This is a genomic window from Gemmatimonadota bacterium, assembly GCA_040388625.1.
Lineage (GTDB): Bacteria > Gemmatimonadota > Gemmatimonadetes > Gemmatimonadales > Gemmatimonadaceae > Fen-1247.
On record JAZKBK010000004.1, the window covers coordinates 322,357 to 347,842 of the forward strand.

At 62.5% G+C, this 25,486-nt stretch carries 19 protein-coding genes; 7 read left to right on the forward strand and 12 right to left on the reverse strand.

What is annotated here, in order from left to right; all coding sequences use genetic code 11:
- Positions 1-35: 35 nt before the first annotated feature.
- The 10 genes from lnt to V4529_10085 form a co-directional block, all read right to left on the reverse strand.
- Positions 36-1,613: an apolipoprotein N-acyltransferase gene (lnt, locus tag V4529_10040; GenBank protein MES2358666.1), complete on the reverse strand. Its 1,578-nt coding sequence runs from the start codon at positions 1,611-1,613 to the stop codon at positions 36-38.
- A gap of 46 nt (positions 1,614-1,659) precedes the next feature.
- On the reverse strand, positions 1,660-2,670 hold the full coding sequence (locus tag V4529_10045) for a Gfo/Idh/MocA family oxidoreductase (GenBank protein ID MES2358667.1): 1,011 nt from the start codon (positions 2,668-2,670) through the stop codon (positions 1,660-1,662).
- A 3-nt stretch (positions 2,671-2,673) separates the two neighbouring features.
- Positions 2,674-4,101 carry a SpoIID/LytB domain-containing protein gene (locus V4529_10050; protein ID MES2358668.1) on the reverse strand — a complete coding sequence of 476 codons (1,428 nt, stop codon included), beginning with the start codon at positions 4,099-4,101 and terminating at the stop codon, positions 2,674-2,676.
- A 20-nt stretch (positions 4,102-4,121) separates the two neighbouring features.
- Entirely contained in the window at positions 4,122-5,516 is a 1,395-nt protein-coding gene (gene rimO, locus V4529_10055) for a 30S ribosomal protein S12 methylthiotransferase RimO (protein MES2358669.1), read from the reverse strand.
- On the reverse strand, positions 5,513-6,373 hold the full coding sequence (locus tag V4529_10060; protein MES2358670.1) for an RNA polymerase sigma factor RpoD/SigA: 861 nt from the start codon (positions 6,371-6,373) through the stop codon (positions 5,513-5,515). The genes rimO and V4529_10060 overlap by 4 nt, the downstream gene beginning before the upstream one ends.
- Before the next feature lie 77 nt (positions 6,374-6,450).
- A complete protein-coding gene (lepB, locus tag V4529_10065) occupies positions 6,451-7,131 on the reverse strand; it encodes a signal peptidase I (GenBank protein MES2358671.1) in 681 nt (226 codons plus the stop codon).
- Between the two features lie 119 nt (positions 7,132-7,250).
- Complete coding sequence (locus V4529_10070; protein MES2358672.1) at positions 7,251-8,750, reverse strand: aldehyde dehydrogenase family protein; 1,500 nt, start codon at positions 8,748-8,750, stop codon at positions 7,251-7,253.
- Complete coding sequence (locus V4529_10075) at positions 8,750-9,379, reverse strand: hypothetical protein (GenBank protein ID MES2358673.1); 630 nt, start codon at positions 9,377-9,379, stop codon at positions 8,750-8,752. Before V4529_10075 ends, V4529_10070 begins: the two co-directional genes overlap by 1 nt.
- A 110-nt stretch (positions 9,380-9,489) precedes the next feature.
- Positions 9,490-9,993 (reverse strand): VOC family protein, encoded by a 504-nt coding sequence (locus V4529_10080; GenBank protein ID MES2358674.1) that lies wholly within the window; start codon positions 9,991-9,993, stop codon positions 9,490-9,492.
- Positions 9,994-10,127: 134 nt separating this feature from the next.
- Entirely contained in the window at positions 10,128-11,648 is a 1,521-nt protein-coding gene (locus V4529_10085; GenBank protein ID MES2358675.1) for a YifB family Mg chelatase-like AAA ATPase, read from the reverse strand.
- A 103-nt stretch (positions 11,649-11,751) separates the two neighbouring features.
- Here V4529_10085 and V4529_10090 point away from each other — a divergent pair, with 103 nt between their 5' ends.
- Positions 11,752-14,328, forward strand: a complete 2,577-nt coding sequence (locus V4529_10090) for a cation:proton antiporter (protein MES2358676.1) — start codon at positions 11,752-11,754, stop codon at positions 14,326-14,328.
- 419 nt (positions 14,329-14,747) lie between these two features.
- Here the strand turns inward: V4529_10090 and pal are convergent, their stop codons facing one another.
- Positions 14,748-16,358, reverse strand: coding sequence for a peptidoglycan-associated lipoprotein Pal (gene pal / locus V4529_10095; protein ID MES2358677.1), 1,611 nt, complete (start codon positions 16,356-16,358; stop codon positions 14,748-14,750).
- A gap of 322 nt (positions 16,359-16,680) precedes the next feature.
- Positions 16,681-18,426 (reverse strand): serine/threonine-protein kinase, encoded by a 1,746-nt coding sequence (locus V4529_10100; protein ID MES2358678.1) that lies wholly within the window; start codon positions 18,424-18,426, stop codon positions 16,681-16,683.
- A gap of 48 nt (positions 18,427-18,474) precedes the next feature.
- On the opposite strand from V4529_10100, the gene V4529_10105 reads away from it, so the two are divergent.
- From V4529_10105 to V4529_10130, 6 genes are all read left to right on the forward strand, one after another.
- Positions 18,475-19,137 carry a creatininase family protein gene (locus V4529_10105; GenBank protein ID MES2358679.1) on the forward strand — a complete coding sequence of 221 codons (663 nt, stop codon included), beginning with the start codon at positions 18,475-18,477 and terminating at the stop codon, positions 19,135-19,137.
- A 191-nt stretch (positions 19,138-19,328) separates the two neighbouring features.
- Positions 19,329-20,837 (forward strand): TolC family protein, encoded by a 1,509-nt coding sequence (locus V4529_10110; GenBank protein MES2358680.1) that lies wholly within the window; start codon positions 19,329-19,331, stop codon positions 20,835-20,837.
- An 11-nt stretch (positions 20,838-20,848) separates the two neighbouring features.
- Complete coding sequence (locus V4529_10115; GenBank protein MES2358681.1) at positions 20,849-22,141, forward strand: efflux RND transporter periplasmic adaptor subunit; 1,293 nt, start codon at positions 20,849-20,851, stop codon at positions 22,139-22,141.
- Between the two features lie 125 nt (positions 22,142-22,266).
- Complete coding sequence (locus tag V4529_10120) at positions 22,267-22,953, forward strand: ABC transporter ATP-binding protein (protein ID MES2358682.1); 687 nt, start codon at positions 22,267-22,269, stop codon at positions 22,951-22,953.
- Between the two features lie 5 nt (positions 22,954-22,958).
- Positions 22,959-24,203, forward strand: coding sequence for an ABC transporter permease (locus tag V4529_10125; GenBank protein ID MES2358683.1), 1,245 nt, complete (start codon positions 22,959-22,961; stop codon positions 24,201-24,203).
- Positions 24,200-25,450 (forward strand): ABC transporter permease, encoded by a 1,251-nt coding sequence (locus V4529_10130; GenBank protein ID MES2358684.1) that lies wholly within the window; start codon positions 24,200-24,202, stop codon positions 25,448-25,450. The genes V4529_10125 and V4529_10130 overlap by 4 nt, the downstream gene beginning before the upstream one ends.
- Positions 25,451-25,486: the final 36 nt, after the last annotated feature.

The following is a 25,486-nucleotide window of genomic DNA, read 5'->3' on the forward strand; positions in this document are numbered from 1 at the left end:
ATCGTCGAGCTGCGCGCGTCAGCTGCGCGAATCAGCTATGCGCTTGCGCGGTCCACGCTCTTTCGACGCAGGCGAGAGCTGCGCCAGGCAGCAAACACGAAACCGACGGTGATGACAAGGCACAGCGCCCCGATCCAGTCGCCGACGAGCGTGTAAAGCGTCCGCTGCGACGTCACCTCGACATCGTACGTAGCGCTACGCGGTACGAAGATCGGCGTCTCGGCGCGCACGCGTCCCAGCGGATCGATCCAGCCCGAGATACCGGTGTTGGCCGCTCGCACGATCGGAAGACGATTTTCGATCGCACGGAGCGACAGATGCGCGAAGTGCTGGTACGGCGCATTGCTTCGCTGGAACCATGCGTCGTTCGTGATGTTCAACAGAACCGAAGTCCCCTGCTTCGCGTAGTCGCGCGCCAGCTGTGGAAAGATCGATTCGTAGCAGATGAGCACGCCGGCCGTGCCGAACGCCAGATGAAATGGTTCTTCTCTGGTGCCGCGTCCAAAACCGCCAAAATAATTGACGCCCTGAAACCAGTCGGGATTGAGGAACGGCACGCGCTCCACGATCGGAACGAGGTAATGCTTGCGATATGGCGGCTGCGGGCTCACGTTGCCGCGCGGATCGGTGAGCAGCGCGGCGTTGTAATACGCGAACGGGACGACCCGCGGATCACTCGAGTCCATGAAGCCGACGACCATCGGCGTTGGATGTTCAGCGACCGCCGCACGAAGCGAGTCGAGCCATCCGGGATACTGCCAGAGGAAACGGTCCAGCGCAGCCTCGGGCCATACGACCAGATCGGGTGAAGAGCGCGCAACTTCCGCGCGCGTCATGGCCGCGAGCTTCGCAACGTGCGCCGACGGATCCTGAGTCGTGAGCTTTACTTCTTCCGGAATGTCCGGCTGTATGATCGCGATGCGCGCGAGCGGCCTCAGCTGTATCGTCGCCATGCGCCATTCACCGTACGCGGCCACGACGGCGAGAACCGCCACGGCACCGACGATTCGCGTCGTCGCGGCGCGTCTGCTCGACCTGTACAACCACGCGTCGGCGACGAAGCCATTCACCGCTGCGATGCAGAACGAGACGCCGCGCACTCCGCTCAGATCGGCGACCTGCACCAGCAACGGCACGTGCGCGAACGCCAGTCCCAGAGGCAGCCACGGGAACGACAGATCACTCAGATAATTGAGCGCCAGCTCCGACGCTGTCCACACGATCGGCAAGAGAATCGCCAGCGGCCAGCCAGTCAGCTTTCGAGCGAAGTAAAGCGCGGCCATCGTCGCACCCACCACCGGTGCAAGCCATACGAGAGCGCCGATGTAACCCAGGAGAGCGAGCTTGGTGTACAGCAACAGCGCGACCGCGATCCAGTACAGGTTTGCGCCGTAGCCGATGAAGCCAAACCAGAATCCCGCGCGCGCCGCCTGCCAGCCATGACCTTCCCGATCCGCCGCGTGCGTCACCAATATCGAGATTGGTACGAGGCACAGGAGCACCGGTACGATGAGATTGAACGGGGGAAACGATATCGCGAAGAGGGCCGCCGATGCGAGCGCGGCCAGTGCCTCGGCACGACTCGGCACGATGCCGCCGGCGCGAATCTTCATCGCACCAGGAGTGCAGCTGTCGCGCGCTTCACTTCATCCGTACGCTTCACGAACGAATTTCGCGCCCTTCTTCGGCAGACTTGTACACCGCCTCCACCAGCTTCTGTACCACCAGCTGATCTGACGGGAGTTTGTACGGCGTCTCCTCGCGTACCAGCGCTATGAAGTGCGCCAGCTCCGCGCGGTAGCTCTGAATGAAGGCACTCTCGCGCGCTGCAGCGCCGGTAGGCGAAACGTCGGTAGGTCTGCCATTCAACAACTTCACCACACGCAGAGGTGCAAGCCGAGCGCTTCCTCGCGATGCTCGCGTCTCGAACCACCAGCGATCGTCCTCGCCGACATAGTTCCACGCAACGTCCGCGGTAAACAGCAATCCGCCAGCCAGCTCGATCTGCACGGCCATGCTGTCCTCCACAGCCGATGCACCACGCCCACGGTCGAACTGCGCGCTCACACGCACTGCCTCGGGGAAATCCGTCAGCCACAGCGCGAGATCGAGCAGCGGATAACCAAGCTCGAGGAATGCGCCGCCGCCAGCTTCGGGACGCCGATAGCGCCAACCGCCCTGTTGTCCGCGAAACTGATAGTGGCCACCGCGAATTCCAGTGATCGCGCCAAGCTCGCCGCCGCGCATGAAGCGCTGCAACTGCTGCACGTCGGTCCTGAACCGGTGGTTGTTGCCCACCACGACCTTGCGTCCGGCTTTCGCTGCAGTAGCGAGAATTCTCTCGACGCCACGTGACGTGAGCGACAGCGGCCGCTCGCACAGAACATCCACGCCCGCTTTTATGGCGGCAAGCACGTGCGGCTCGTGCAGATGGTTGGGCGTCGCGATCACCACTGCATCCACCTGATCAAAATCGAACAGGTCATCGATGTCGGTGAACACGTCGCGCACACCGAACCGCTCGGCGAGGGAGCGCGCCTTGGGGCCATCGTTGTCGCAAAGTGCGACCAGCGTTGCGCCTCTCGCCTTGGAAAGCAGCGGCAGATGCGCGATCTGCGAGATCGCCCCTGCCCCTACTACGGCGACTCTGATCGGCGGAGTGGATGCCATTACCTAAATTACTCGCCCGATCGTGGTTCCCGGATAGTACGTGTGAAGAATCGTCATCACGTCCTGCCCCGCGCGGGCGCGGGCGATCGCCCCCCACTGGTCCATCCCCACGCCATGACCGTTACCGCTTCCGTTGATGGTCAGCTGAGTCACACGCCCGCGGCTGTCCGTGCTCTCATCGAACGTGAACAGAGTGCTCGGCAGTATGTCACCCCCGGGGGTGCGGAGTACGAAGCGAACGTCGTTGCCGCGTACGGTGAACCGGCCGCGATCGGTCTCGAAGACGAGACCAGCTACCCGTCCCGACGGAGTGCGACCACTGGCCGTGATCTTCCGCAGCGTCCCGACGCGACCGCGCTGCGCCGACGAATACTGCGGCAGGTAGCGCTCCAGCAGCGATGCGAGCTCCGATCCGCTGAGTGTGCGGGTCCATCTGAATCGTGGCGAGTCCTCGCCATAGTAGTGATCGGTGCCAGGTATCCTGTCGCTCACCGATACGAGATAAGGCTCGTCACCGCTTCGCCACACCTCGCTCGCGGCCGCAGTCACGCCGCCGGAGTTCGAGTGATACGGCGCGTTGATCACCCGTCCGTCGTACATCATCACCATGTCGTGCGTCGCGGCAACGGCGGCATCGGACAACGGCCTCTCCGCATCCACCCCGCCGTATACCTGATCCGCGACAGTCGCCAGCATGTCGTAGGGACGCGAATCATCCATGCGCGTGTACGCAAAGCTGCGCGCAGCGATCGCCTGCGCCTCCACGGCAGCGCTCTCGATCGCGGTGCGATCGGTACCGATCTCGAGTGGCACCACACCGCGCAGATAGTCCTCCATGCCGACGCGATTTATGACCGACACACCGTCGTTCGCGACGGCAATGCCTATCTCGCCGCGATAGCGATGACCGTCGAATCCGACGAACGCATCAGAGTCGGTCGCGCGGGCGATCAGTGGCCCGCGTACCGATGGAACGGGACCACCACTGGATACGAGCATTCCGTCCCGCGCTTCGACAGTGAAGCTGTCGCCGGCATGCAATGTCGCCAGCGCCTTGCCGCTGGGTCCGTCATACACGCTCCAGTCGCCGGTCGCGTAGATCCGCGCTGACCGCCGTCCAATCGCCAACGCGATGCGGACTGTCTGATCGTTGTCGGAGCGGGAAACACCGCCCGCTGGACGCGCATTGCCCTGAGCTGGCGACGACCTGTGGCCGATGATCGTCGGCAGCACGGTAACTGGCACGTCGGCCACCTGAACAGCCGTCGTATCGCGGCGACGCGACGAGTCGGGCGGAAGATTCAACGGTGGAAGATTGCTGCGCGGCTCGGTGCGCGCCGATGCAACAGGCTCCGGTGCCACCACGGGCCGCCGTGTCCCGCCGGCGCAGGCGCCAAGGAACACCATCGCGAATACGAGCGTTGATTTCACGCTCATAAGACGCGCAACGCTCACCGTCCGAAACTTCCTATGGTCGTGGACACGAGTGGCAGTTGCCGCCGCAGCGAGATTCGGATATCCCCCACCGGCTCGCTGATCACACGAATCGTCTCCGCGCTGAAGTCGTAATCGTCCACGACTTCGCGAGGAACCACCTCCAGCAACGTGCCCGGAGTGTACCGCTCATCCAGAAAGGTCACGCCGTCTATGTCATCTGCCTGCCAGGGCAACCGGGCTACCGCAAGACCCGTATCGTCGTCGATTCTGTCCACCAGCGCCTGAACCGGCGTGCCGAGCCGGCTTTCGTACCGCTCGGCGGTGATCATCCTCTGCAGATCCGAAACGCGCTCGAGCCTGTCGCGCTTGACTGATTCCGGGACGTCGTCGTCCAGCTCAGCCGCGCGCGTGCCTTCCTGTGGCGAGTAGCTGAAGACGCCAACGCGCTCGAACTGCACATCCTCGAGAAACTCCAGCAGTTGCTCGAAGTCGGCTTCGGTTTCACCGGGAAAGCCGACAATGCAAGTGGTGCGAATCGCGACGCGCGGCACTGCAGCACGAAAGCGCTCCACGTTCGCGCGTATAGTTCGCGCGCGTTCCGGCCGTCGCATCCGCTCGAGCACCGTATCCGATGCGTGCTGAATCGGCATGTCGATGTACGGCATGATGCGCGGCTCGCGCGCGACCAGCTCAAGCAGCTGTGGTGTGATTCCGGTCGCATACAGATACAACATCCGGATCCACGGTACCGTCGTCTGATCGACGAGCATCTGCAGCACATCCGGCAGTCGGACTGTGCGATCGCGTATGTCGCGCCCGTAGTGCGCCAGATCCTGCGCCACGAGATTGATCTCACGAGCGCCCTGCATCTCCAGCAGTTGCGCTTCGGCCACGACTTCTTCGGGCGCAAATGACCGGTGCTTGCCGCGCATCAGGGGGATCGCGCAGAAGGCGCACCCGTGGTCACATCCCTCGCTCACCTTGAGATATCGCACATGCGGCAGATCACCGCTGTACAGGCGGACACCCGGATGCTCCAGCATCGGATCACCGGTCAGAACACCACGGCTCGCGAGCTCCTCGATGAGCCGATCCGTTTCCGACGCACCAAGGAACAGGTCGACTTCCGGAAGAGCTTCCTGCAGCTCGCCTTTGTGGCGCTCCACCATGCAGCCGACTGCGACGACAGTGCTGCACACGCCGCTCGTCTTGTACTCACCCGCCTCGATCAGCGCGTCGAGCGACTCCTTCTTCGCGGCGTCGATGAAGCCGCACGTATTCACGATTATCACCTCGGCGTCGCCGAGGTTTTCCGTCATCTCGCCGCCGTATGCCGCGAGCTGTGCGAGATAGCGTTCCGAATCGACCGTGTTCTTGTCACATCCCAGTGTGACCAGCCCCACCTTCATGAGCCGAGGAACGATTCGAGCGCGCGTTTCTTGGAGTGATGGCGCAGCTTGAGGAGCGCGCGATCCTTTATCTGACGCACGCGCTCGCGCGTCACACCGAGTACTTCTCCGATTACCTCGAGCGTCATCGGCTCGTCGCCGTCGAGGCCGAAATACATGCGCAGCACGCGTGCTTCACGCGGCTTGAGGATGAGCAGCGACTTGTGGACAGTTTCGATGAGTGCCTTCTCGAAAGTTTCTTCATCCGGCAGAAGGCGATTTGTATCGGCAAGGTGATCTATGAGCGAGTTGTCTTCGCCCGGCGTCATTGGCGCGTCGAGCGAAAGGTGCGTGTGCGAGATCGCCATGGTGCGCGCGACCTCTTCCTCGGAGATTCCCATCCCCTCGGCGATTTCATGATGCGTCGGCTCGCGCCCCAGGTCCTGGAGCAGCATTGCCGCGTGCTTTCCGATCCGATGCAGATCACCCGCGCGGTTCAGCGGCACGCGGACGATGCGCGACTGCTCGGCCAGTGCCTGCAGAATCGCCTGACGGATCCACCAGACCGCGTAGGAGATGAACTTGATCCCCTTGGTCTCGTCGAAACGTTTGGCGGCGCGCATCAGTCCCAGATTTCCCTCGTTGATTAGATCCGAGAGATTGACGCCCTGGTTCTGATATTTTTTTGCAACCGACACGACGAAGCGGAGATTGGCGCGGACCAGCTGGTTCATCGCCTCTTCATCGCCCGCGCGAATGCCGACGGCCAGTGCAGCTTCAGCTTCGCGGGAGATCAGTGGGTATGCACTGATGTCCCGCAGGTACTGATCCAGCAGGCCCTCATCAACAAATTCCTTTCGCTTGGACGGCAGCTTCATCCGTTCTAATTCTACCCGACCACCAACAGGTTGAAAGGGGGCCCGCCATCATATGATGCGGCCAGTCGGTTTTCGAGTTATCGAACGATCGTTCCAAGCCGCTTCCAGCGGGCGTTGGTGAGCCAGCTCCAGGCGGAGGCAGAATCGGGCCGGTAGCTGAAATAAACGAACATCGGCTGGCCGCGGACGAGAGAGTCGGGAACGAAGCCCCAGTACCGGCTGTCGAGCGAGTTGTCGCGATTGTCGCCGAGCACGAAGAGATCGTGCGGAGGGACTACCAGGGGGCCCCAGTTGTTGCGGGAGGGCCAGTACGCTTCACTCGCACGGGCTGACTTGACCAGATAATCCCGCTGCCACCGAAACTCATCGACGGCCATGTCGGCGTCGGCCGACGTATGGGTGACGTAGCTCTCCTTGAGCGGGAACCCGTTGCGCTGGAGGACTCCGTCATGCATCAGCAGCGTGTCGCCCGGTACGCCGACCACCCGCTTCACGAAGTTGATGGATGGATCGGACGGCCATTTGAATACGATCACATCGCCGCGGCGCGGCTGGTGGATTCCAGGAAGCTTGATGTGGGTGAACGGCAGCTCCGGGCCGTACACCATCTTGTTGACCACCAGGAAGTCACCAACAAGCAGCGTGCGCTGCATGCTCGGTGTCGGGATCTTGTACATCTCGACCACCAGAGCGCGCGTTACCAGGAACAGCAGCACCGACGCTCCCAGCTGCAAAACCGCTCGCACGAATCCACGCATCACGAGTTCAGTATACCTCTGTGTGGCCGGTCTTCAAGCGCCCTACCAGATGCCGTCATCCCCGCGCAAGCGGGGATCCATTGCCCGTCGTCATGCGCAATAAGCAATACGAAGTCTGTCTAGTCCGGCGTCCCAAGGTAAGTATCGATCTGAGCGCGCTGGAGCGTGCCGGAGTAATCGACATAGCCCACCTTGGTCTCGGAATAGAAGTCATACACTTCCCATCCGCCCTCGCGATGGCCGTTGCCAGTCTGCTTTACCCCTCCAAAGGGCAGATGTGCCTCGGCGCCGATGGTTGGGGCGTTGATGTACGTTATGCCGTTGTCGAGCTCCTGTAGAGCCCGGAACGAGATGTTGACATCCCGCGTGTAGACCGATGACGACAGGCCGTACTTGACGGCATTGTTCACCGCAAACGCCTCGTCCGGCGTCGAGACGCGGATTACCGACAGCACCGGCCCGAAGATCTCTTCGAAGGCGATCCTCTGCGTCGGCTCGACGCGTGTGAAGATCGTCGGCTCGTAGAAGAGGCCGTCCTTGAAAGCATCACCGCTGGGACGCTGCGCGCCGCAGACGATATCCGCGCCGCCGGCCTGCCCGATATCAACGTAGTGCTCGATCTTCCGGAGCGCTGCTTCGTTGATGACAGGCCCGACGTCGACGCCCTTCTTTCTGCCGTCGCCCAGCTTCAACTCCTTGGTACGCTCGACCAGCATGCCGAGGAAGTTGTCGTGGATTCCCTTCTGCAGGATGAGACGGCTGGTCGCGGTGCAGCGCTGGCCCGTAGTTCCGAACGCGCCCCAGAGCGCGCCTTCGAGTGCAAGATCGAGATCTGCGTCGTCGAGCACGATCTGGGCGTTCTTGCCACCCATCTCGAGCGACAGGCGCTTGTGCATGCGCCCGCACGTTGCACCGACGATGCTGCCGGTCGCGGTCGATCCTGTGAACGAGATGAGCGGAACGTCGGGATGCTCGACCAGTGGAGCGCCGACATCTTCACCGGTTCCATGCAGCAGCTGAATCACTTCTGGCGGTAGCCCTGCGTCGAGCAGGATCTCGACGAGCAATGTCCCGGTGTGCGGCACATCCTCGGCGGGCTTGAAGATCACCGAGTTCCCGCACACGAGCGCTGGGAACATCTTCCACGTGGGGATCGCCATCGGGAAATTGAACGGGCAGATCAGCCCCGCGACGCCGATCGGGCGGCGGAAGCTCATCGCCCACTTGTTGCGCAGCTCCGACGGAACGGTGCGTCCGGAGAGCTGGCGTCCCATCGTGGCCGCGTAGTAAGCGGTATCGATTCCTTCCTGAACGTCGCCGCGTGTTTCGGTGAGCGGCTTGCCCATCTCACGCGTCATAGCGTCGGCGATCTCTTCCTTGCGCGCGACGAGCAGATCGCCTGCCTTGCGCAGGATGTCGCCACGCTGCGGCGCTGGCGTCGCCTTCCACAATTCGAATCCGCGTTTTGCGCTCGCGACAGCGCGATCGACGTCTGTCGAATTCGAGAGCGGAAACTTTCCGATCACGTCATTGAGATCAGCGGGATTGCGGTTGTCGAAATACTTGCCCGTGGACGGCTCGACCCATGCACCCGCGACGAAGTTCTTGAAGACTTTCATTATTGGACGTTCTTGTAGAGCGTGACTTTGCCATCGGCGATTCGAATATCACCGATGTAACTGGGGAGCGGAATCGGAAATGCATCCGGTGCGATTCCCGGTGGCGCGTCGTGACGGATCTGTTGCACGAGCTTTGGAAGCATTGCGTTCGGCACTGCGAATTGATGGATCTGCGCCTTGGTGACGTGCATCTGCGCCAGCCCCGGCTTGATGAGGTCGACGCGGCCCGCCAGCTCGACCGTGTCGCGCGCGCTGAGCATCGACGCGAGCGGACCGAGAGCGCGATCAGCACCCAACTCGCGGAGGGGCACCACTGCGCGGACGTGAAGCTGGTCGCCCGAGACCATCGCCTCGACGTCGGTCGATGATGGAGGCAGCTGCTTCGCAGTCGCCTGGATCAGGTAGGCGACGGCCTGAGCAGGTGTGAGATTGGCGAACACCTTGCCCTGGCTTGCCCTGAGCCCAGTCACGGCAGACTCGCCCGCCGACGCGTCGGCCGCTGTCACGGCGTGCCACGCTCCAGCCGCAGGGGCCGAAGGAGATGCTTTTATCGTCCACCAGTAGTAGCCGGCGGCGACGATCGCGGCCAGAACTATGAGGCATCCAACTCTTCTAAGGCAGCCGAACATACCGAAAATTAGCCGGTAGCGGGTGGCCCCGCCTACCCTGCGGAGCTTTGACGTTCCCACACGAGCCGTCGTTCCCGCGAGCGCGGGAATCCGTTTTCAACCCGAAATAGTCAATCCGCCGTTTGCAGCAGCTTCTCCAGATCCAGCGGATCTGTCCCCATCAGCGGGAAACCGCTTTCCGATCGTGGCCATTCCTCGCTCGGACGATCCCAGTAAAGCTCGATTCCATTCCCGTCCGGATCGCTCAGATAGATCGCCTCGCTCACTCCGTGGTCCGCGGCGCCCTGCAGCGGGATACCTGCAGCCATGACGCGCCTGACCGCTATCGCCAGGTCCCGCTGGGTCGGATACCGGATCGCGACATGGTAAAGCCCGGTGTGTCCCCGCGGAGGCGCTGTCCCGCCACGGCTCTCCCACGTGTTGAGGCCGATGTGATGGTGATAGCCTCCGGCCGAAACGAACGCCGCCTGTGTCCCGTAGCGTTGCGTTATGTCGAAGCCGAGCACACCGTGGTAGAACGCCAGGGCGCGATCAAGGTCCGCGACCTTGAGATGGGTGTGGCCGATGTCGACGCCGGCGGGGACTGAGTAATCGGAAGCGGACGTATCGTTCATCGTTTCTCCATGTCTCTTCATGACCGTGGCCGACTGGCTACCCGATGCTGTACCCGAAGAATAACGCGGTGGTGCTGTTTCGCATTGCGAGCGTTCCGGGCACCCCACGAAGTCGACGTCTCGGGAGTCGGCGCTCACTTTCGCACCGATGGTCGGTATCGCAACGCTTCCGCGACATGCGGCGGGGCGATTCGCTCGTCGCCGTTCAGATCTGCGATGGTGCGCGCGACCTTGAGCACGCGGTGATATGCACGGGCCGACAGATCGAGCGTGGAAGCCGCCGAGTGCAACAGAGTGCGCGCATCCGTGTCAATCGGAGTGTGGCGATCGAGCCAGCGCCCGGGAACGTGCGCGTTGCACGTGACGCCGCGCAACGCCCGGTAGCGCGCGCGTTGAACGTAACGCGCATGACCGACCCGATCGCGCATTGCAGCAGAATTATCGCCACCTTCGGCATCTGCACTCAGGTCACGCAATGCAACTGCACCAACGGGCACGTGCATGTCGATTCTGTCGACGAGCGGACCCGACATTCGCGCAGCGTACTTTGCAACTTCTGCCGCTCCGCAACTGCACTTGCGACCGGGCTCGCCGGCCCTTCCGCAAGGACAGGGATTCGTGGCGCCGACCAATGTGAATCGCGCGGGAAAGCTCACCGACATCGCGGCGCGCGCGATGACGACCGAGGCATCCTCCAACGGCTGTCGCAATCCGTCCAGCACTCCGCGCGAAAACTCCAGCATCTCGTCCAGAAACAGAACTCCGTTGTGCGCGAGGCTAACCTCTCCGGGGCGCGGGCTGCTTCCACCTCCAATGAGACCTGCACCCGATATCGAGTGATGCGGCGCACGAAAGGGGCGCGCGCCGAGCGTAATCTCAGGCGACAACACCCCAGCAACCGAGTGAATCGCAATCACTTCGAGCGCTTCTTCCTCGCTGAGATCGGGAAGAATCGTCGGGAGACGGCGCGCGAGCATCGTCTTGCCAGCTCCTGGCGGCCCGATCATGACCAGATTGTGCGAGCCGGCAGCAGCGACTTCCAGCGCGCGCTTCGCGCTCTCCTGACCCACGACGTCCGAGAAGTCGACTTCATACGCACGCTGAGATTCAGCGGACTCCGCCGCGCGCGCGACCAGGAGCTCGTCACAACGCAGCTGCAGGACCAACTCACGCAACGTCGCGGGCGCGGCCAGCAGGATATTCGTGACGCGACCCGCCTCGGCGTGATTCGCTGGCGGAACGACCAGCACCGATCCCGGCGAAACGCGACCGACGTGGCGCGCGACCGAGAGCGCGCCGCGTATGTTGCGCACCGCGCCATCCAGACTCAATTCGCCCACGAACATCCGATTCTCGACGGCGCCGGGATCGACCTGCCCCGTTGCGACCAGAATGCCGAGTGCGATCGGCAAATCGAACGCGGTACCTTCCTTGCGAATGTCCGCCGGAGCAAGGTTGACCGTTATCCGCCGAGGCGGAAGCGTGAACCCCGAATTCACTATCGCGGCTCCGACCCGTTCTCTGCTCTCCTTGACAGCGCCGGCTGGCAGGCCCACAATGGTCCATTGCGGCAAGCCTTGCGCTGCGTCAACCTCGACTGTCACGTTGTAGGCATCGATGCCGATGACGGCGGCCGATCTTATCGCTGCTAGCATGTGCTCTCCCTGTCCGATCAACCTCGCTCATTTCACGACAATGAGCTGAATCGGATTTGCTTGCGGAGAGTCATTTCACCGATTCCCGGATTAGCTTGAATTCATGACGCCGACAGCCCTCGCCAGCGCCATCCCCGGTACGTCGCTCGCCCGCGGTCTGTTCATCGTCGCGTTAGCCCTTGGCTCCGGAAGTGCCAACGCTCAACGCCCTGCACCGCCGGCGCCTCTGCCGACTGCCCCCGCGTCGTGGGACACACTCTACAGCCAGCATCGCTTCTTCGATCTGCGCGATGCGGTCCGCACAGCCGGTGGTGCAACTGGTCCGGACGTGCAGTTCTACCGGGGGATCGTCGCACACGCGTTCAACGACAATGACGGCGCAATCGAATCGCTCGCGCCGCTCATCGACAGCATGCCCCGTGGCTTCAGCCGATCACACCTGGCAGACGCTGCCGATGCGCTTGCCGATAGTTATGCGCGCGTCTTTCGCTATCGCGAATCGGCCGCGACGTACCGGCGCGCACTGCGCGTCGGAAGGGGCGCGCTCGACGCCGCCACCCGGTCGCTTTTTACGCAGCGTGCAGAGCGCGCGGACGCACTGGCGAGCGTACCTCCACAACGCATCAGGTGGACAGCGGAATCGAATACGTCGCCGGTTCCAAACGACAGTGTGGCATTCGCGGCGGTTGCGCTCATCAATAGCACCGCGCCACGCGTGCGCCTCGGCGTTGACGCGGGCGCCACGTTCACGATCATAGATTCGACAACCGCGGCATCGCACAATGTTCAGATTCTCAAGGACTCCGTGCACACGACCGTTGGCGGCCGAACGATCACGGCGCGAATCGGCGTCGTTCGCAGCATGAACATAGGCACAGCCCGGCTCGCCAATGTTGTCGTCATCGTTGCACCGGACGACTCGCTGCAGTTGAGCTACATGCGCTATCCGGTAAGCGGCATCATCGGGCTGCCGGTTCTGTCCGCACTCGGCAGCGTTTCATTCATGCGCGACGGACACATCGCACTGTCCTCGCCAGGTGCGGACAATGACTCGTCCGCCGCACCGAACATGGCACTTGCAGATGGTGCGGCTGTCGTCGCCGCGTCGTATGACACCAGCCGGATCGCGCTGCTGCTCGATTCGCGTGCGTCCAGGACACTGCTGTATCCATCGTTTGTGCGTGAGTTTCCGAAAGCGACCAGATCCGCCACCTTGACCACGTACGTTGGCACCCAGCTGGACGGTGGCGTTACGTCGATGCCGTCGTACATGATTCCCGGCATCACGCTTGGCGTCAACGGCCGTCCGATCAGGATCGGCTCGGTGCATGCACTGATGCGCGACGTGGACTTGCGCGCACAATTCTATGCGGGTGCGCTGGGTCAGGACGCACTGCAAACCGCCGATCGTGTGACGCTCGACTTCTCGGCGATGACGCTACGTCTTCGTGACCCACCGCAGACGCCGGTGCTGCCGAAGATCGTCTACCCTACAGGCACCGTGGGGATGCCGTCCCCGGTGAGCAAGGTGCCCGGCGACATCGCCTTCGTTGTTCTGCTGTTTGCGCTGTTCGTCGTGCCGAAAGCCCTGCAACGGTACCGGCTGCCGAGCGCAATTACCAGCCTGCTCATGGGCGCCGGTGCGACGGCACTCGGACTGTTTCACAACGATCCGACACTTCACCTCCTGTCGACATTCGGAATCGTCGCGCTGTTCCTGTTCGCAGGACTCGAGATCGATGGGCACGAGCTCAAACGACAGGCGGCACCGCTCGTCGTGCACGGTATAGTCTGGTCGGTGATTCTCGCGCTCGGATCTACGATCATCGCGTTCGGCTTCGGCTTCGCCACTCGTCCGGCGGTGTTGATCGCACTCGCGCTGCTTACGCCATCGACCGGCTTCATACTCTCGTCCCTGTCGGGCTTTGGCCTGCTGGAGGGCGAGCGGTTTGCCGTGAAGACCTACGTCATCGCGTCGGAGCTGCTTGCACTGACAGTACTTTTCTTCGTGCTCCAGTCGACCTCGATAGGGAGGCTGGCGTTCGCCGTCGCGGCGATGATCGTCGTGGTGACAATCATCCCATTCATGTTTCGGCTTTTCGCGCGGTTGGTCGCGCCGCACGCTCCGCGCTCGGAGTTCGCGTTCCTGCTGATGGTCGCGATCGTATGCGCGTACGCGACGACGCGGTTGGGCGTCTACTACCTGGTAGGCGCATTTCTCGTCGGTATCGCAGCGCAGCGGTTCCGATCGGAGCTGCCGGCCATGTCGTCGGAGAAGATGGTGGATGCGCTCGAGTCGTTCGGGTCGGTGTTCATCCCGTTCTACTTCTTTCACGCCGGGACGGAGATAGTGCGTGAGCAGATCACGATGCGCGCGATCCTCGTGGGCCTACTCCTGATAGTGCTGCTCATTCCAGTCCGCGTCGGGATCACGATGCTTCAACGCCGTTCCTTTCTCAAGGATTCAACTGCGGTCGCACGCAGGATCGGTGTCGCGCTCATCCCCACGCTGGTATTCACGCTCGTCATTGTCGACATACTGAACGTAAACTTCGGTGTCGAGAAGTACGTTCTCGGTGCTCTGGTTCTCTACACGGTGATCAACACCAGCGTTCCCGCGTTCGTGCTGCACTCCGCACCGCCAGAGTTCGAGAACGTGGAAGCAGCGGACATCGTTTAGGAATCTGTCCGGATCGCGGCGCGCCGAATGCGGCGGCCGTCGTACTCGCGCGGCCCTCCGTCATCGTCGCCGCCAACTTCGTCACCGCCGCGAAAGCGCGGTCCCCGGACGACGACTGACTTCAACACCCCGCGTTGCAGGCGTAACCGAAGCCACGCGAATGTGGGGCACGGATGCATCCGTGCCTGTCACCCGATCCAAAGCGATGCTGAGGGCAGTCCTGCCTTGATGCCTGCAAGAACTTTCATCCCCAAAGCGATGCCGAGGCCAAACAGGCCTTGGCTCCTGCGGGACCTTGCGTCCCCAGAGCGATGCTGAGGCCAATCCTGCCCTGGTGCCTGCGGGACCTTGCGTCCCCATAAAGCTCAACGGGCGGAGCAGCTTTCGCCGCCCCGCCCGTTGAGCCCAAGGAGTGCCGCTTACTGCGGCGCCTTGATTGAATCGCTACCGATCACGAGGATTCGGAAATCATCGCGACGGTTCTGCTGCCAGCACGTCTCGTTGTGATCCGTGCAAGCCGGGCGCTCTTCACCGTAGCTCACGATGTCGATTCTGCCCGCGTCGATACCATGATCGACGAGGTACTTCTTGGCCGAGGCTGCACGGCGCTGGCCGAGGGCCAGGTTGTACTCATCCGAGCCGCGCTCGTCGGTGTTTCCTTCGATGCGGATACGCATACCCGGATTCGCCTGGAGGTACGGGATCTTGGCATCCATCGTCGCCTGTGCATCCGTCCTGATATCCGACTTATCGAAGTCGAAGTAGATGCTGGCCGTGATCTTCGTCGAGTCGACAACCACTGGCGGTGGTGGCGGCGGCGGCGGCGGTGGCGGCGGCGGTGGTGGCGGCGGTGGTGGCGGCGGTGGTGGCGGCGGTGGAACGTGCGTAGTGTCGATGACAGTACGCGACGCGCCGCCGAGCATGAAGCTCAGACCAGCACGAGCGCCAAAGTTCGTCGTCTTGAAATCACCCATCAGGTAGTTGGCGACGCCGTCGACGCGAAGCGCAATGCGGTTCGCGAGACCGAGACGGAATCCAACGAGACCTTCTGGACCGTAAGCATACGACGTCCACGTTGCAGGTGCGTTGTCGCTGCGATGGAAGCTCGAGCGAACTGCACCAGCACCGATGATGAACTGACTACGCGAGAACACTGGAATGTTGTAGTTCAGGCGCAGCGAGAAATTACCATTGTCGTAACTGGTTCCGACCGGGGGACCCTGCGTCGTCGCCGTCTTCGGGTTGACGTAAGAGCCGTCGCCTTCAACTTCCCAGTTCGGCGTGAGGAACACACCAAGACCGGCGCCATAGCCGATCGAGTTGCCGAAGCCGGTGTCGAAGCCGAGCTTGCTATCGTAGTGGTTCCACGAACCGAAGCCCTTGAGCTCCATCGTTCCGGGCAGAGGCTGCGGCTGATCATCCCACCACGCGAAGTTCGCAGGAGCGGTCGCTCCCTTGCCCATCAACGTCATGAAATCAGGCATCACTTCGAGGCCGGCCTGGAAACGAAAGTTCTTCATGCTCGGTGACGACGGTGCGTAGTCGGCGATCGCGTCGCCGCGAAGCGCCCACATGTCACCAAGCATCACGCGAAGGCCGAGGTCGCCCGTCGCACCATACCGGTACGTGTAGTAGTTCCCAGCGCCAACAACGTCGTTGTGGAACGGAGAGAGTACGCCACCAGCACCGATGAGGAGCGAGGTATTAGTGAAGATCGGGAGCCCATAAACCAGGCGCGCCGCGATCGGTCCATACTTCATGTCGGCGGGACCATTCGTTGCGGCATTGGTATAGGAACCTTCTGCTTCTACGTCCCAATGCGGAGCGATGAACGCTCCAATGCGACCGCCGAAACCAAACTTGTTGTCGGTGATCCCCGCGCCGGTGCTTCCACCGGTTTTAAGGGAGCCGTCAAAGATCGTGTACTGGCCGAAGCCGCCTAGCAACAGAGTGCCGGGCTGCTGGGCAGCCGCGACTCCTCCGTAAAGCAAGGCCGCTGCGGCGCAGACGGACCAACGCTTAGATAACATCTTGAATCTCCTTGGGATGGAGGAAGGACTGAATCGGAGCCAGTTGCGCTCGTCGCGCGCCTACCCGGCAGGATGCATGCCGTCCCATGTGGACGCCACGCGCAGGTCCGATTCGCGGCCTGCTTACAACGCGCTCAATTTGCTTGATCATGATACAGAATGCTAGCGTACATGGTGATACAATACCGCTGTAAACACTTGAATTCAGAATCTTCGCAGAAATCACACGCTGTTTGGTCGCCAGAGTGCAAGTCTGACGCCACGCTCGCTCCATCAAACCTGCCGGCAACAGTTGGAGCAACACCTGGAGCAACCCTGCAGGTTATCGACGCCATGTCGGAAGCAATCTCCGCCACCATCGCAATGCACGCTCTCGCTTGAGTGCCGCCGACGCAGCGGCCCGCCAGGCTGATCGCATTTCGGCGGCATCCGCGAAGCGACTCGACGGCCGCGGCGACAGTCCCGTGCGCAGCCACTCCTCGATCGGCGTCGGAAGCTCCGACAGCTCGGTACGCTCGCCAAGCTGCTGTGCAAGAATGGCCTGCACATCACTGCCACGAAATGGAAGCTCTCCCGTAAGCACGAACGCGACCACCGCTGCAAGCGAAAAGCAATCCACTGCTGCGGTCTGGGCCTCGCCAAGCAGTTGCTCGGGAGCGGCAAAATCGAGCGATCCGCCGCTCGACATCCTGCCCTCGCCAGTCACGTGCGCGATTCCGAAATCAGTCAGACGCCAGCGATGATATCTGTCGATCAGAACGTTTTCCGGCTTGAGATCGCGGTGCACCACGCCAATCGCATGCGCCGCGCTCAGGCCATCGAGTATCAGATCGACGTGAGGCGCAATCTCTTCCAGGCTACGGGCCCCGCGACGCGCGATCAGCTGCGCAACCGACCCGCCTTCGGCGAGCTCCATCGTGTACCACGACAGTCCCTGTCGTCCGTCCCAATCGTAGATCGGCACGATCGCCGGATGTGCCAGCTGCGCTGCGAGCCGAGCCTCCTGCCAGAAGGCGCCGACCGCCTCGGCGTCGCGCGCGATGTAGGGATGGAGAACCTTGAGAGCGATCTCGCGCTCGAGGGCCAGGTCGCGGGCGCGCCAGACGGTCCCAAACCCGCCGCTGCCGAGCTTGGAAAGGATTTCGTAGTCGTATCCAACGGCGTCGCGCACCGCACGCTCGTTCGCGTCCTCGGGAACTGCGACCTGCGTCTTGCCACGGTTCGGCGCGCCGCCGGGATCTGCGCCGTAGCCTCGCTCAGCAGCGCGAATGAGCGCCGCCATCGACTCGAATCTGTGGGCCGGATCCGGCAGCAGCGCGCGATCCAGCGCGAGCGCGACGGACTCGGGGGTTTCAGGTCGCAGCAGCTTTACGGGTGGGGTGTCGTGCACCGGAGCCGGTTCACCCGTGAGCATGGCGAAGCACATCGCCGCAAGCTGCCACTGATCACTCTCGGGGGTCGGCTCCCAGCCCCGCTCCGCCCATTCTGGCGGGACCGGTGCGAAATCGAGCGGCGGATGCAGGCCGGGCGGAAGCTCTTCGCGCGGTACGGCCCACTGCCACTCGAGCATCCAGAACCGGCCCGTTGGCGTGATCCACAGCGCATCGGCACTCAACGCGCCGTGCACCGAGCCGGTGGTGTGAAGATATGCCAGCACCGAGCCCGCTTCGCGCAGAATGCGCAACACGTACGGCACGTCGGCCGCGCCCATTCCCTCGAACCGGGCGCCTGCGCTCTCACCGGAAACCCAGCGGCGCAGATATCCCGGTCCACGGTCGCGCTGATTCGTCCAGTAGTGGTACGTAGTCGGAATCGACGGATGGCTTCTGTGCGCAAGGCCGATCGCCTCGGCGTGAAGCCACCTATGATGCGCCGGATCTGGCGCAGTAACCAGGGCGAGCGCGCGCCCCAGGCCGTCGATTACTTCCTGGTAGTGGCGAAAATCGCCGGCAATTCCTTCCGCGCCCCAACGCCAGCCGGGCGGGAGCTCCCACCCCGCCACATGCGGGGGCAGCGTGCGGGTGACGCGACGCTGGCGGGCGATCGAGCGAGGTGCGGGCGCGGTCATCAGGTTGCTGTTAATATAGGACTGCCTTCACATAATGAGCGTAGTATCGTGCCCCCAGAACCGCAAAACGCCGACCCGAAGCTGCTTCCCAAGCTACTGAAGCAGATGACGCCAGGCGACGTGGCGGAGACGCTCGCGCGCGACCCGCGACTGATTCTCCCTGTCGGCACCATTGAAAAAACGCACTCTGGTCTCCCGATGGGCGCATCGACCATCGTCGTGGACCACGTTGCAGACGCGCTGTCAGCCGAATTCGGCGTTCTCCGGGCGCCCACGGTCGAGTACGGCGTGAACGCCGCGACGGAGCCGGAGTATCCGGCGAGCGTGACGCTCCGAAAGAAGACACTTCACAGGATGCTGAACGATCTGCTCACGTCCTGGGAGTGCCATGGCATCAACGAGTTCGTCCTCCTGACCGCGCACGGGTACGACCCGCACCTCGAGGCGATCTCGACCGTAGGGACGGCCCGCGCCCGCGTGCGTGTCGTGGATCTGTTCGCTGTAAACCTTTCCAATCTTACCGGTGTCAGACGGAGCGAAGACGATCGTGGGGGTATTTACGCGTCGCTCCTGTTGTACCTCACCCCATCGCTCGTCCGCGTCGAGGAAGCCGATCCAGGCGCCTCGGCGGAACAAGGGCGTGCCCTTTATGAGCGAATCCGCGCGCGGGTAAGCGAGCGGATCTTCCTCGCACCGGTCCCGTCCGAATAGCGTCGAAGAACCGGCTTGACATGACGGTGCGGCAGGTCTCCATGATGAAGCGCCGCCATGCGAGAATGGTTGAAGAAATTGCTTGACAGCAACACCGGACAGACATAGTGTATTAGTTGACTGATACACCACAGAATAAACGGCTTTCGGTACTGGCGCCGTCCAACAACGAATCTCTCACGCATTCATACATGAAGCCCAGACTGATTTGGGGCATCGCGGCGGTTGCTGCGCTGGTCGCCAATCCCGGTTCCGCACGCGCGCAGGTTACCGGTCGCGCGACGTTGCCCGACGCATCTCCGACCGCCCTGACGATCGACGAGGCGGTGGCGCTGGCGCAGCACAACAATCCGGATTTCCTCACGACGCGCAACAACGCACGCAACGCGTCGCTCGCGCTCAGGAGTGCCTACGGTGGTCTCCTGCCGCAACTCAGCGCGTCGCTCAGCGGGCAGTACCAGCAGGGCGGACAGCAGTTCTTCAACGGTGTATCGCTGAGCGCCAACAGCGACGTCATGCAGTCGCAGTACAACATCGGTCTCAACTATCGCATCAACGGGGCGACCTTCATCGCACCAAAGGTGCAGCGCGCGAACGTCGCCGCGGTGAACGCCGATATCGCCGGTGCGAAGGAAGCGCTCGCGGCGACAGTGCGGCAGGATTACCTGACGGCACTGCAGAGTCTCGCGCTGACGCAGCTGAACGATTCGCTCGTTGCGAACGCGAAGGTTCAGCTGGAGCTTGCACGCGCCAAGGCGCAGGTCGGCACAGGAACGCTTCTCGACGTTCAGCGCGCGGAAGTCGCGCTCGGCCAGCAGCAGGTTGCATTGCTTCAGGCCCGGAATCAGAACGACATCGACAAGCTGCGCCTGTTTCAGCAGATGGGCGTGGCGCAACCGGCGAACGTCGAGCTCGTGACGACGTTCACTGTAGGCGACACGCTGCCGCCGCTCGCAGATCTGCTCGATATGGCCAGGCGCCAGAACCCCGGCATCGTAGCTCTGCGTTCGCGCGAGGATGTCGCCAACCTGACGGTAAAGAGCGAGCGCACGGAGTACACGCCGACGCTGACACTGTCCACCGGAATAGGCGGCTATACCTATCAGTATCGTGACGCGGGTTTCCTGATCAATCAGGCGGAGGCGCAGACCAACTCGGCGCACTCCTCCTGCGTCGCCACGCAGGAAGTACGGCAGGCGGTGGGTCTGCCAAACACTCTCGCGCAGTGCGCGAACATCACCTTCACACCTGCGATGGCGAGCAGCCTGCGGGCGTCCAACTCGCAGTTCCCGTTCTCGTTCACGCCGTCTCCGCACAGCGTCTCTGCGCAGATATCGCTCCCCCTGTTCGATGGATTCGCACGTGAACAACGCGTGCAGGAAGCCGTCGTATCGCGCGAGAATGCACGCTACAACGTGCGCTCTCGCGAGCTGGCGCTGCAGGCAGACGTCAGTGCTGCATACCTTTCGCTACAGACCGCGAAGCAGACAGTTGCGCTCCAGGAACAGAACGCGGCCAAGGCCCGGCAGGAGCTCCAGTTCGTTCAGGACCAGTACGCTGTCGGCCTCGCGACATTCGTTGACCTCACCACTTCTCGCGCGGCTTACGCACAGGCGGAGAACGACCGGATCAACGCGATCTACAACTACCACAAGGCAGTCGCCGCGCTGGAGAGCGCGGTTGGCCGTCCTCTACGTTAACGGACATCTCAATGAAGAAACGCACCAAGTCAATCGTCGCGGTCGCAGCACTCGCCGCCGTCGTGCTGATCGGAGTCGTGGCAGCCACCAAGGGACGCACGAAGGCAGTCGAAGTGAAGATCGAACCGGTCGGCACACGCGACCTCGTTGCGTCGGTCACGGCGAGCGGGCAGGTTGCTTCACACACGAAAGTGGATGTCGCGTCCGACGTCTCGGGCCGCATCACGCGCCTCGCGGTCAAGGAAGGCGACATGGTGAAGAAGGGTCAGTTCCTCCTGGAGATCGATCCGTCGCAGTATCAGGCTGCGGTCGGCCGCAACGTGGCGGCGGTAGCGAGCAGCCGCGCACAGGTTGAGCAGGCCAAGGCCACCCTGGCGCAGGCACAGAGCACGTATCAACGCACCGCCGACCTCCAGAAGCGCAATCCCCAGCTGGTTTCCGCGGATCAGATCGACCAGCTTCTGACTGCGGTCAAGGTGAACCAGGCGTTGGTGGACAACGCGACGCACGGGGTAGCCCAGGCGGAAGCGGCGCTTCGCGATGCGCAGAGCTCGCTCGACAAGACGACCATCGTGTCGCCAATCGACGGCCAGGTCACGCGTCTCAACGTCGAGCAGGGCGAGACGGCGATCCAGGGCACGCTCAACAAGGACGCCGCAACGCTGCTCACCGTGAGCGACATGAGCAACCTGGAAACCAAGGTCAAGGTGAACGAGACCGACGTTGCCCACGTCAAGGTGGGTGACTCGGCCATCGTCCAGATCGACGCCTTTCCCGACACCACGTTCCGCGGCAAGGTGACGGAGATATCGAACAGTTCGCTCACCACCGCGGCGACGACCGGCACCAGCTCTCAGGCCGACCAGGCGGTGGATTACTACGTCACCGTACAGCTGCTGAACCCGCCGGCGCAGACGCGCCCGGACTTCTCGGCCACGGCCAAGATCATCACCGACACCAGGCCCCACGCGCTGGCGATCCCGATCATTGCCCTCACGATCCGCGAGAACGGGCCGGTCACCAGCGGTGGTGACTCGGCGACCGCGGTCGGCAAGACTCCCGTCAAGGAAGTCGGCAAAAAGGACGCAGACGGGGTATTCGTGGTGGGCGCCGACAACAAGGTCACGTTCCGGCCCGTAAAGGTAGGTATCGCGGGAGAGCAGTACTTCGAGGTCGTGAGCGGCCTCAAGCCGGGCGAGAAGATCGTCGCCGGCACGTACCAGGCTATTCGCGATCTAAAGGACGGCACTGTCGTGCGCGCGGCCAAGCCCGCGAAGAAGGGCGACTCAACGAAATCGTCATGAACAATGAAATAGAAGAAGCACCGCTCAGTACCACTGCGGAACGCAGAGCGGTCACGCAAGTAGCCGGCGTTGCGCCGGGCCAGGAATGGGCGATCGTCGCGCGCGGTCTCAAGCGCGAGTACGACATGGGCGGCGAAATCGTGCGTGCGCTGCGCGGCGTGGACATCGCCGTGCGCCGCAACGAATACGTCGCGATCATGGGACCGTCGGGATCGGGCAAGTCGACGCTGATGAATCTCATCGGATGCCTCGACACGCCTGACGCTGGCGAGTACTGGCTGAATGGAACGCTCGTGTCCGACATGTCGGACGATCAGCTGGCGCACGTCAGGAACAAGGAAATCGGATTCGTCTTCCAGACGTTCAACCTGCTCCCCCGCTCCACCGCACTTCAGAACGTGGAGCTGCCTCTCGTGTACGCGGGTGTCGGAAGCGAGGAACGGCGCGCACGCGCCAAGGAAGCGCTGGAGCGAGTCGAGCTCGGCGAACGCATGGATCACAGACCGAACGAGCTGTCCGGCGGTCAGCGCCAGCGCGTCGCGATTGCGCGTGCACTGGTCAACCGTCCGGCGATCCTGCTCGCCGACGAGCCGACGGGTAATCTCGACTCGCGCACGTCCGAAGACATCATGCGCGTATTCAGCGGACTGTCCGATCATGGACAGACGGTCATCATGGTAACGCACGAGCCCGACATCGCCGCGCACGCGCGTCGCGTGATCGTGCTGCGTGATGGTCTCGTCGAGACGGACGAGCGCAAGGAGACGTTCCACGAGCGTCTCAGCACGTTCGGCTCCTCGGTAGTCGGCTAGGGCACGTGCGCTTCTACGAAGCCGTTCGTCTCGCGCTGTCCACGATCAGAGTGCAGAAGCTGAAAAGCTTCTTCACTCTGCTGGGAGTCATGATCGGCGTGATGTTCCTCATCGCCGTCGTCTCGATCGTCGAGGGAATGGGGCACTACATGCAGGACGATCTGATGGGAAAGCTCATTCCCATCAACACGTTCAATCTGCGCAAGACTCCCGACGTGACACTCGGCGGAATCGATCGGGCCACTTGGCAGGAATGGCAGCGTCGCCCTCGCATCAAGGAGGAGGACATCGCGCCGGTGCTGGCTGCGCTTTCGCCCGGCACCAGAGCGGCGGTCGTCAGCCAGGACAATCTGATGGTCGAATCGCGCTACGTGCCCAAGCCCAAGCAGGTCGATGCGTCGAACGTCACGGCACCGTGGTTCGACATCAAGAAGATGGGCGTGACCGAAGGACGTGTCTTCACGGCGCAGGAAGACGCGATGGGCGCGCCGGTGGTGGTGATCGGTACCGACGTCGCGTCGTACTTCTTCCCGAGCGTCGATCCGATCGGGCGCGAGCTCAAGGTCGGCCACATTCCGTATACCGTCATCGGCATCGCGGAAAGTCAGGGCAGCGTTTTTGGCATGTCGCTGGACAAGTTCATCGTGGCACCCTTCAACTCACCGCTCAAGCGCCTGACAAACCGGCACGGCGTCATCGACGGCATCATGATTCAGTCGGTGGATGAAACAACGATGCTGGCGAATGAAGACGCGGTGCGCTCGGTCATGCGCACACGGCGCAAACTACTTCCGGAGCAGAAGGACAATTTCGTACTCGAGACCTCGGATCAGGATCTCGAGTTCTGGAACAAGATCAAGGGATACCTCGTCGTCGCCGGAATCGCGCTCCCCGCGATCGGGCTGGTGGTCGGCGCCATTGTCATCATGAACATCATGCTTGTAGCGGTCGCGGAGCGCACCGCCGAGATCGGCGTGCGCAAGGCACTCGGAGCGCGCCGGCAGGATATTCTGGCGCAGTTTCTGGTCGAGTCGGCGACGCTCAGCACGGTTGGCTCTGCAATCGGCGTGGTGTGCGGGATTGGAATCTCGGCAATAATTGCGTCGGTATCGCCATTGCCGACACACGTCGCCCTCTGGTCGATCGTCGTCTCCGTTTTGCTCGGAGCCGGCGTTGGCATCGTGGCCGGTGTCTATCCAGCGAGCCGCGCCGCGTTGCTCGATCCGATCACAGCCCTGAGAGCAGAATGAGTCTCGCGACGCGGGTATATGCGATTTTCCAGGGCGTCAGTATCGCACTGGATGCTTTGAGGGCGAACCGGGTTCGTGCCGCGCTTACGATCCTCGGCGTTGCGGTCGGCGTGTTCGTCGTCGTCGTGATCTCGGGAGCGATTCACGGAATCAATGCGAGCGTCGCCAAGGACTTCGAGAAGGCAGGTCCGTCGACATTCTTTATTTCGCGGTTTCCGATCACCTTCGAAGCGTGTGACGGCACTGACGACACCTGCAAGTGGCTCAGGAATCCGCCGATCTCCAACACCGAGATCGAGCGACTCGCGGCGCTGCCTGGCATTCGCACCGTCGCTGCACGCATCAACGATCAGGGGCCCGTAACCTATCGCCAGCAGACGATTCCGTCGCCGAACATAACCGCGTACACCGCGAACTGGACCGACGTCGATGGTGGCGACATCTATCCAGGCCGCACGTTCACGACGGCGGAGAATTCGTCCGGTGCACGCGTGGCGCTGATCAATGACGAGATGGCGAAGGACCTGTTTGGTGACATCGATCCAATCGGCAAGCAGATATCGATCAAGGGCGAGCCGTTCCAGGTAATCGGAGTCTATCACTACATTGCGAGCTTCCTCGGCGGCGGAAACGGAGCGAAGGCCATCGTCCCGATCGAGGCCGCACGCCGGCACCTTGGAACAGGTGTGCGTAACATCCAGGTGACGGTCAAGCCTGACGCGGGAGTCGAGCGTGACGACGCGATAGACGAGGTGGTCTCCGCACTTCGCGTGTCGCGCGGCCTCAAGCCGGGCGTCGACAACACGTTTGCGATCATCACTCAGGACAAGCTGTTCGAGACTTACAACAAGGTCTTCGGCATGTTCTTCATCGTAATGATCGCGTTGTCGGCCGTCGGCACGCTGGTGGGTGGTGTAGGCGTGATCGCGATCATGATGATCAGCGTCACGGAGCGCACGCGCGAAATCGGTGTGCGCAAGGCACTCGGCGCGACTCGCAGGACGATCCTTTGGCAGTTCCTGATCGAGGCGGTGACGCTCACCGGAATTGGTGCATTCGTGGGCATGTTCGTCGGCTGGCTCGGAACGCTGGCACTACGCGCGGCAACACCGATTGCAGCCAGCATTCCGCTCTGGTCCATCGGGACGGCGGTCGGAGCCAGCGTCGTGACGGGAATCATCTTCGGCATGCTGCCCGCGCTTCGGGCCTCGCGTCTCGATCCCGTCGAAGCTCTGCGCTACGAGTAGATCTGCCGGTTCATGCTCGGTGTCGCCCTGGCACCG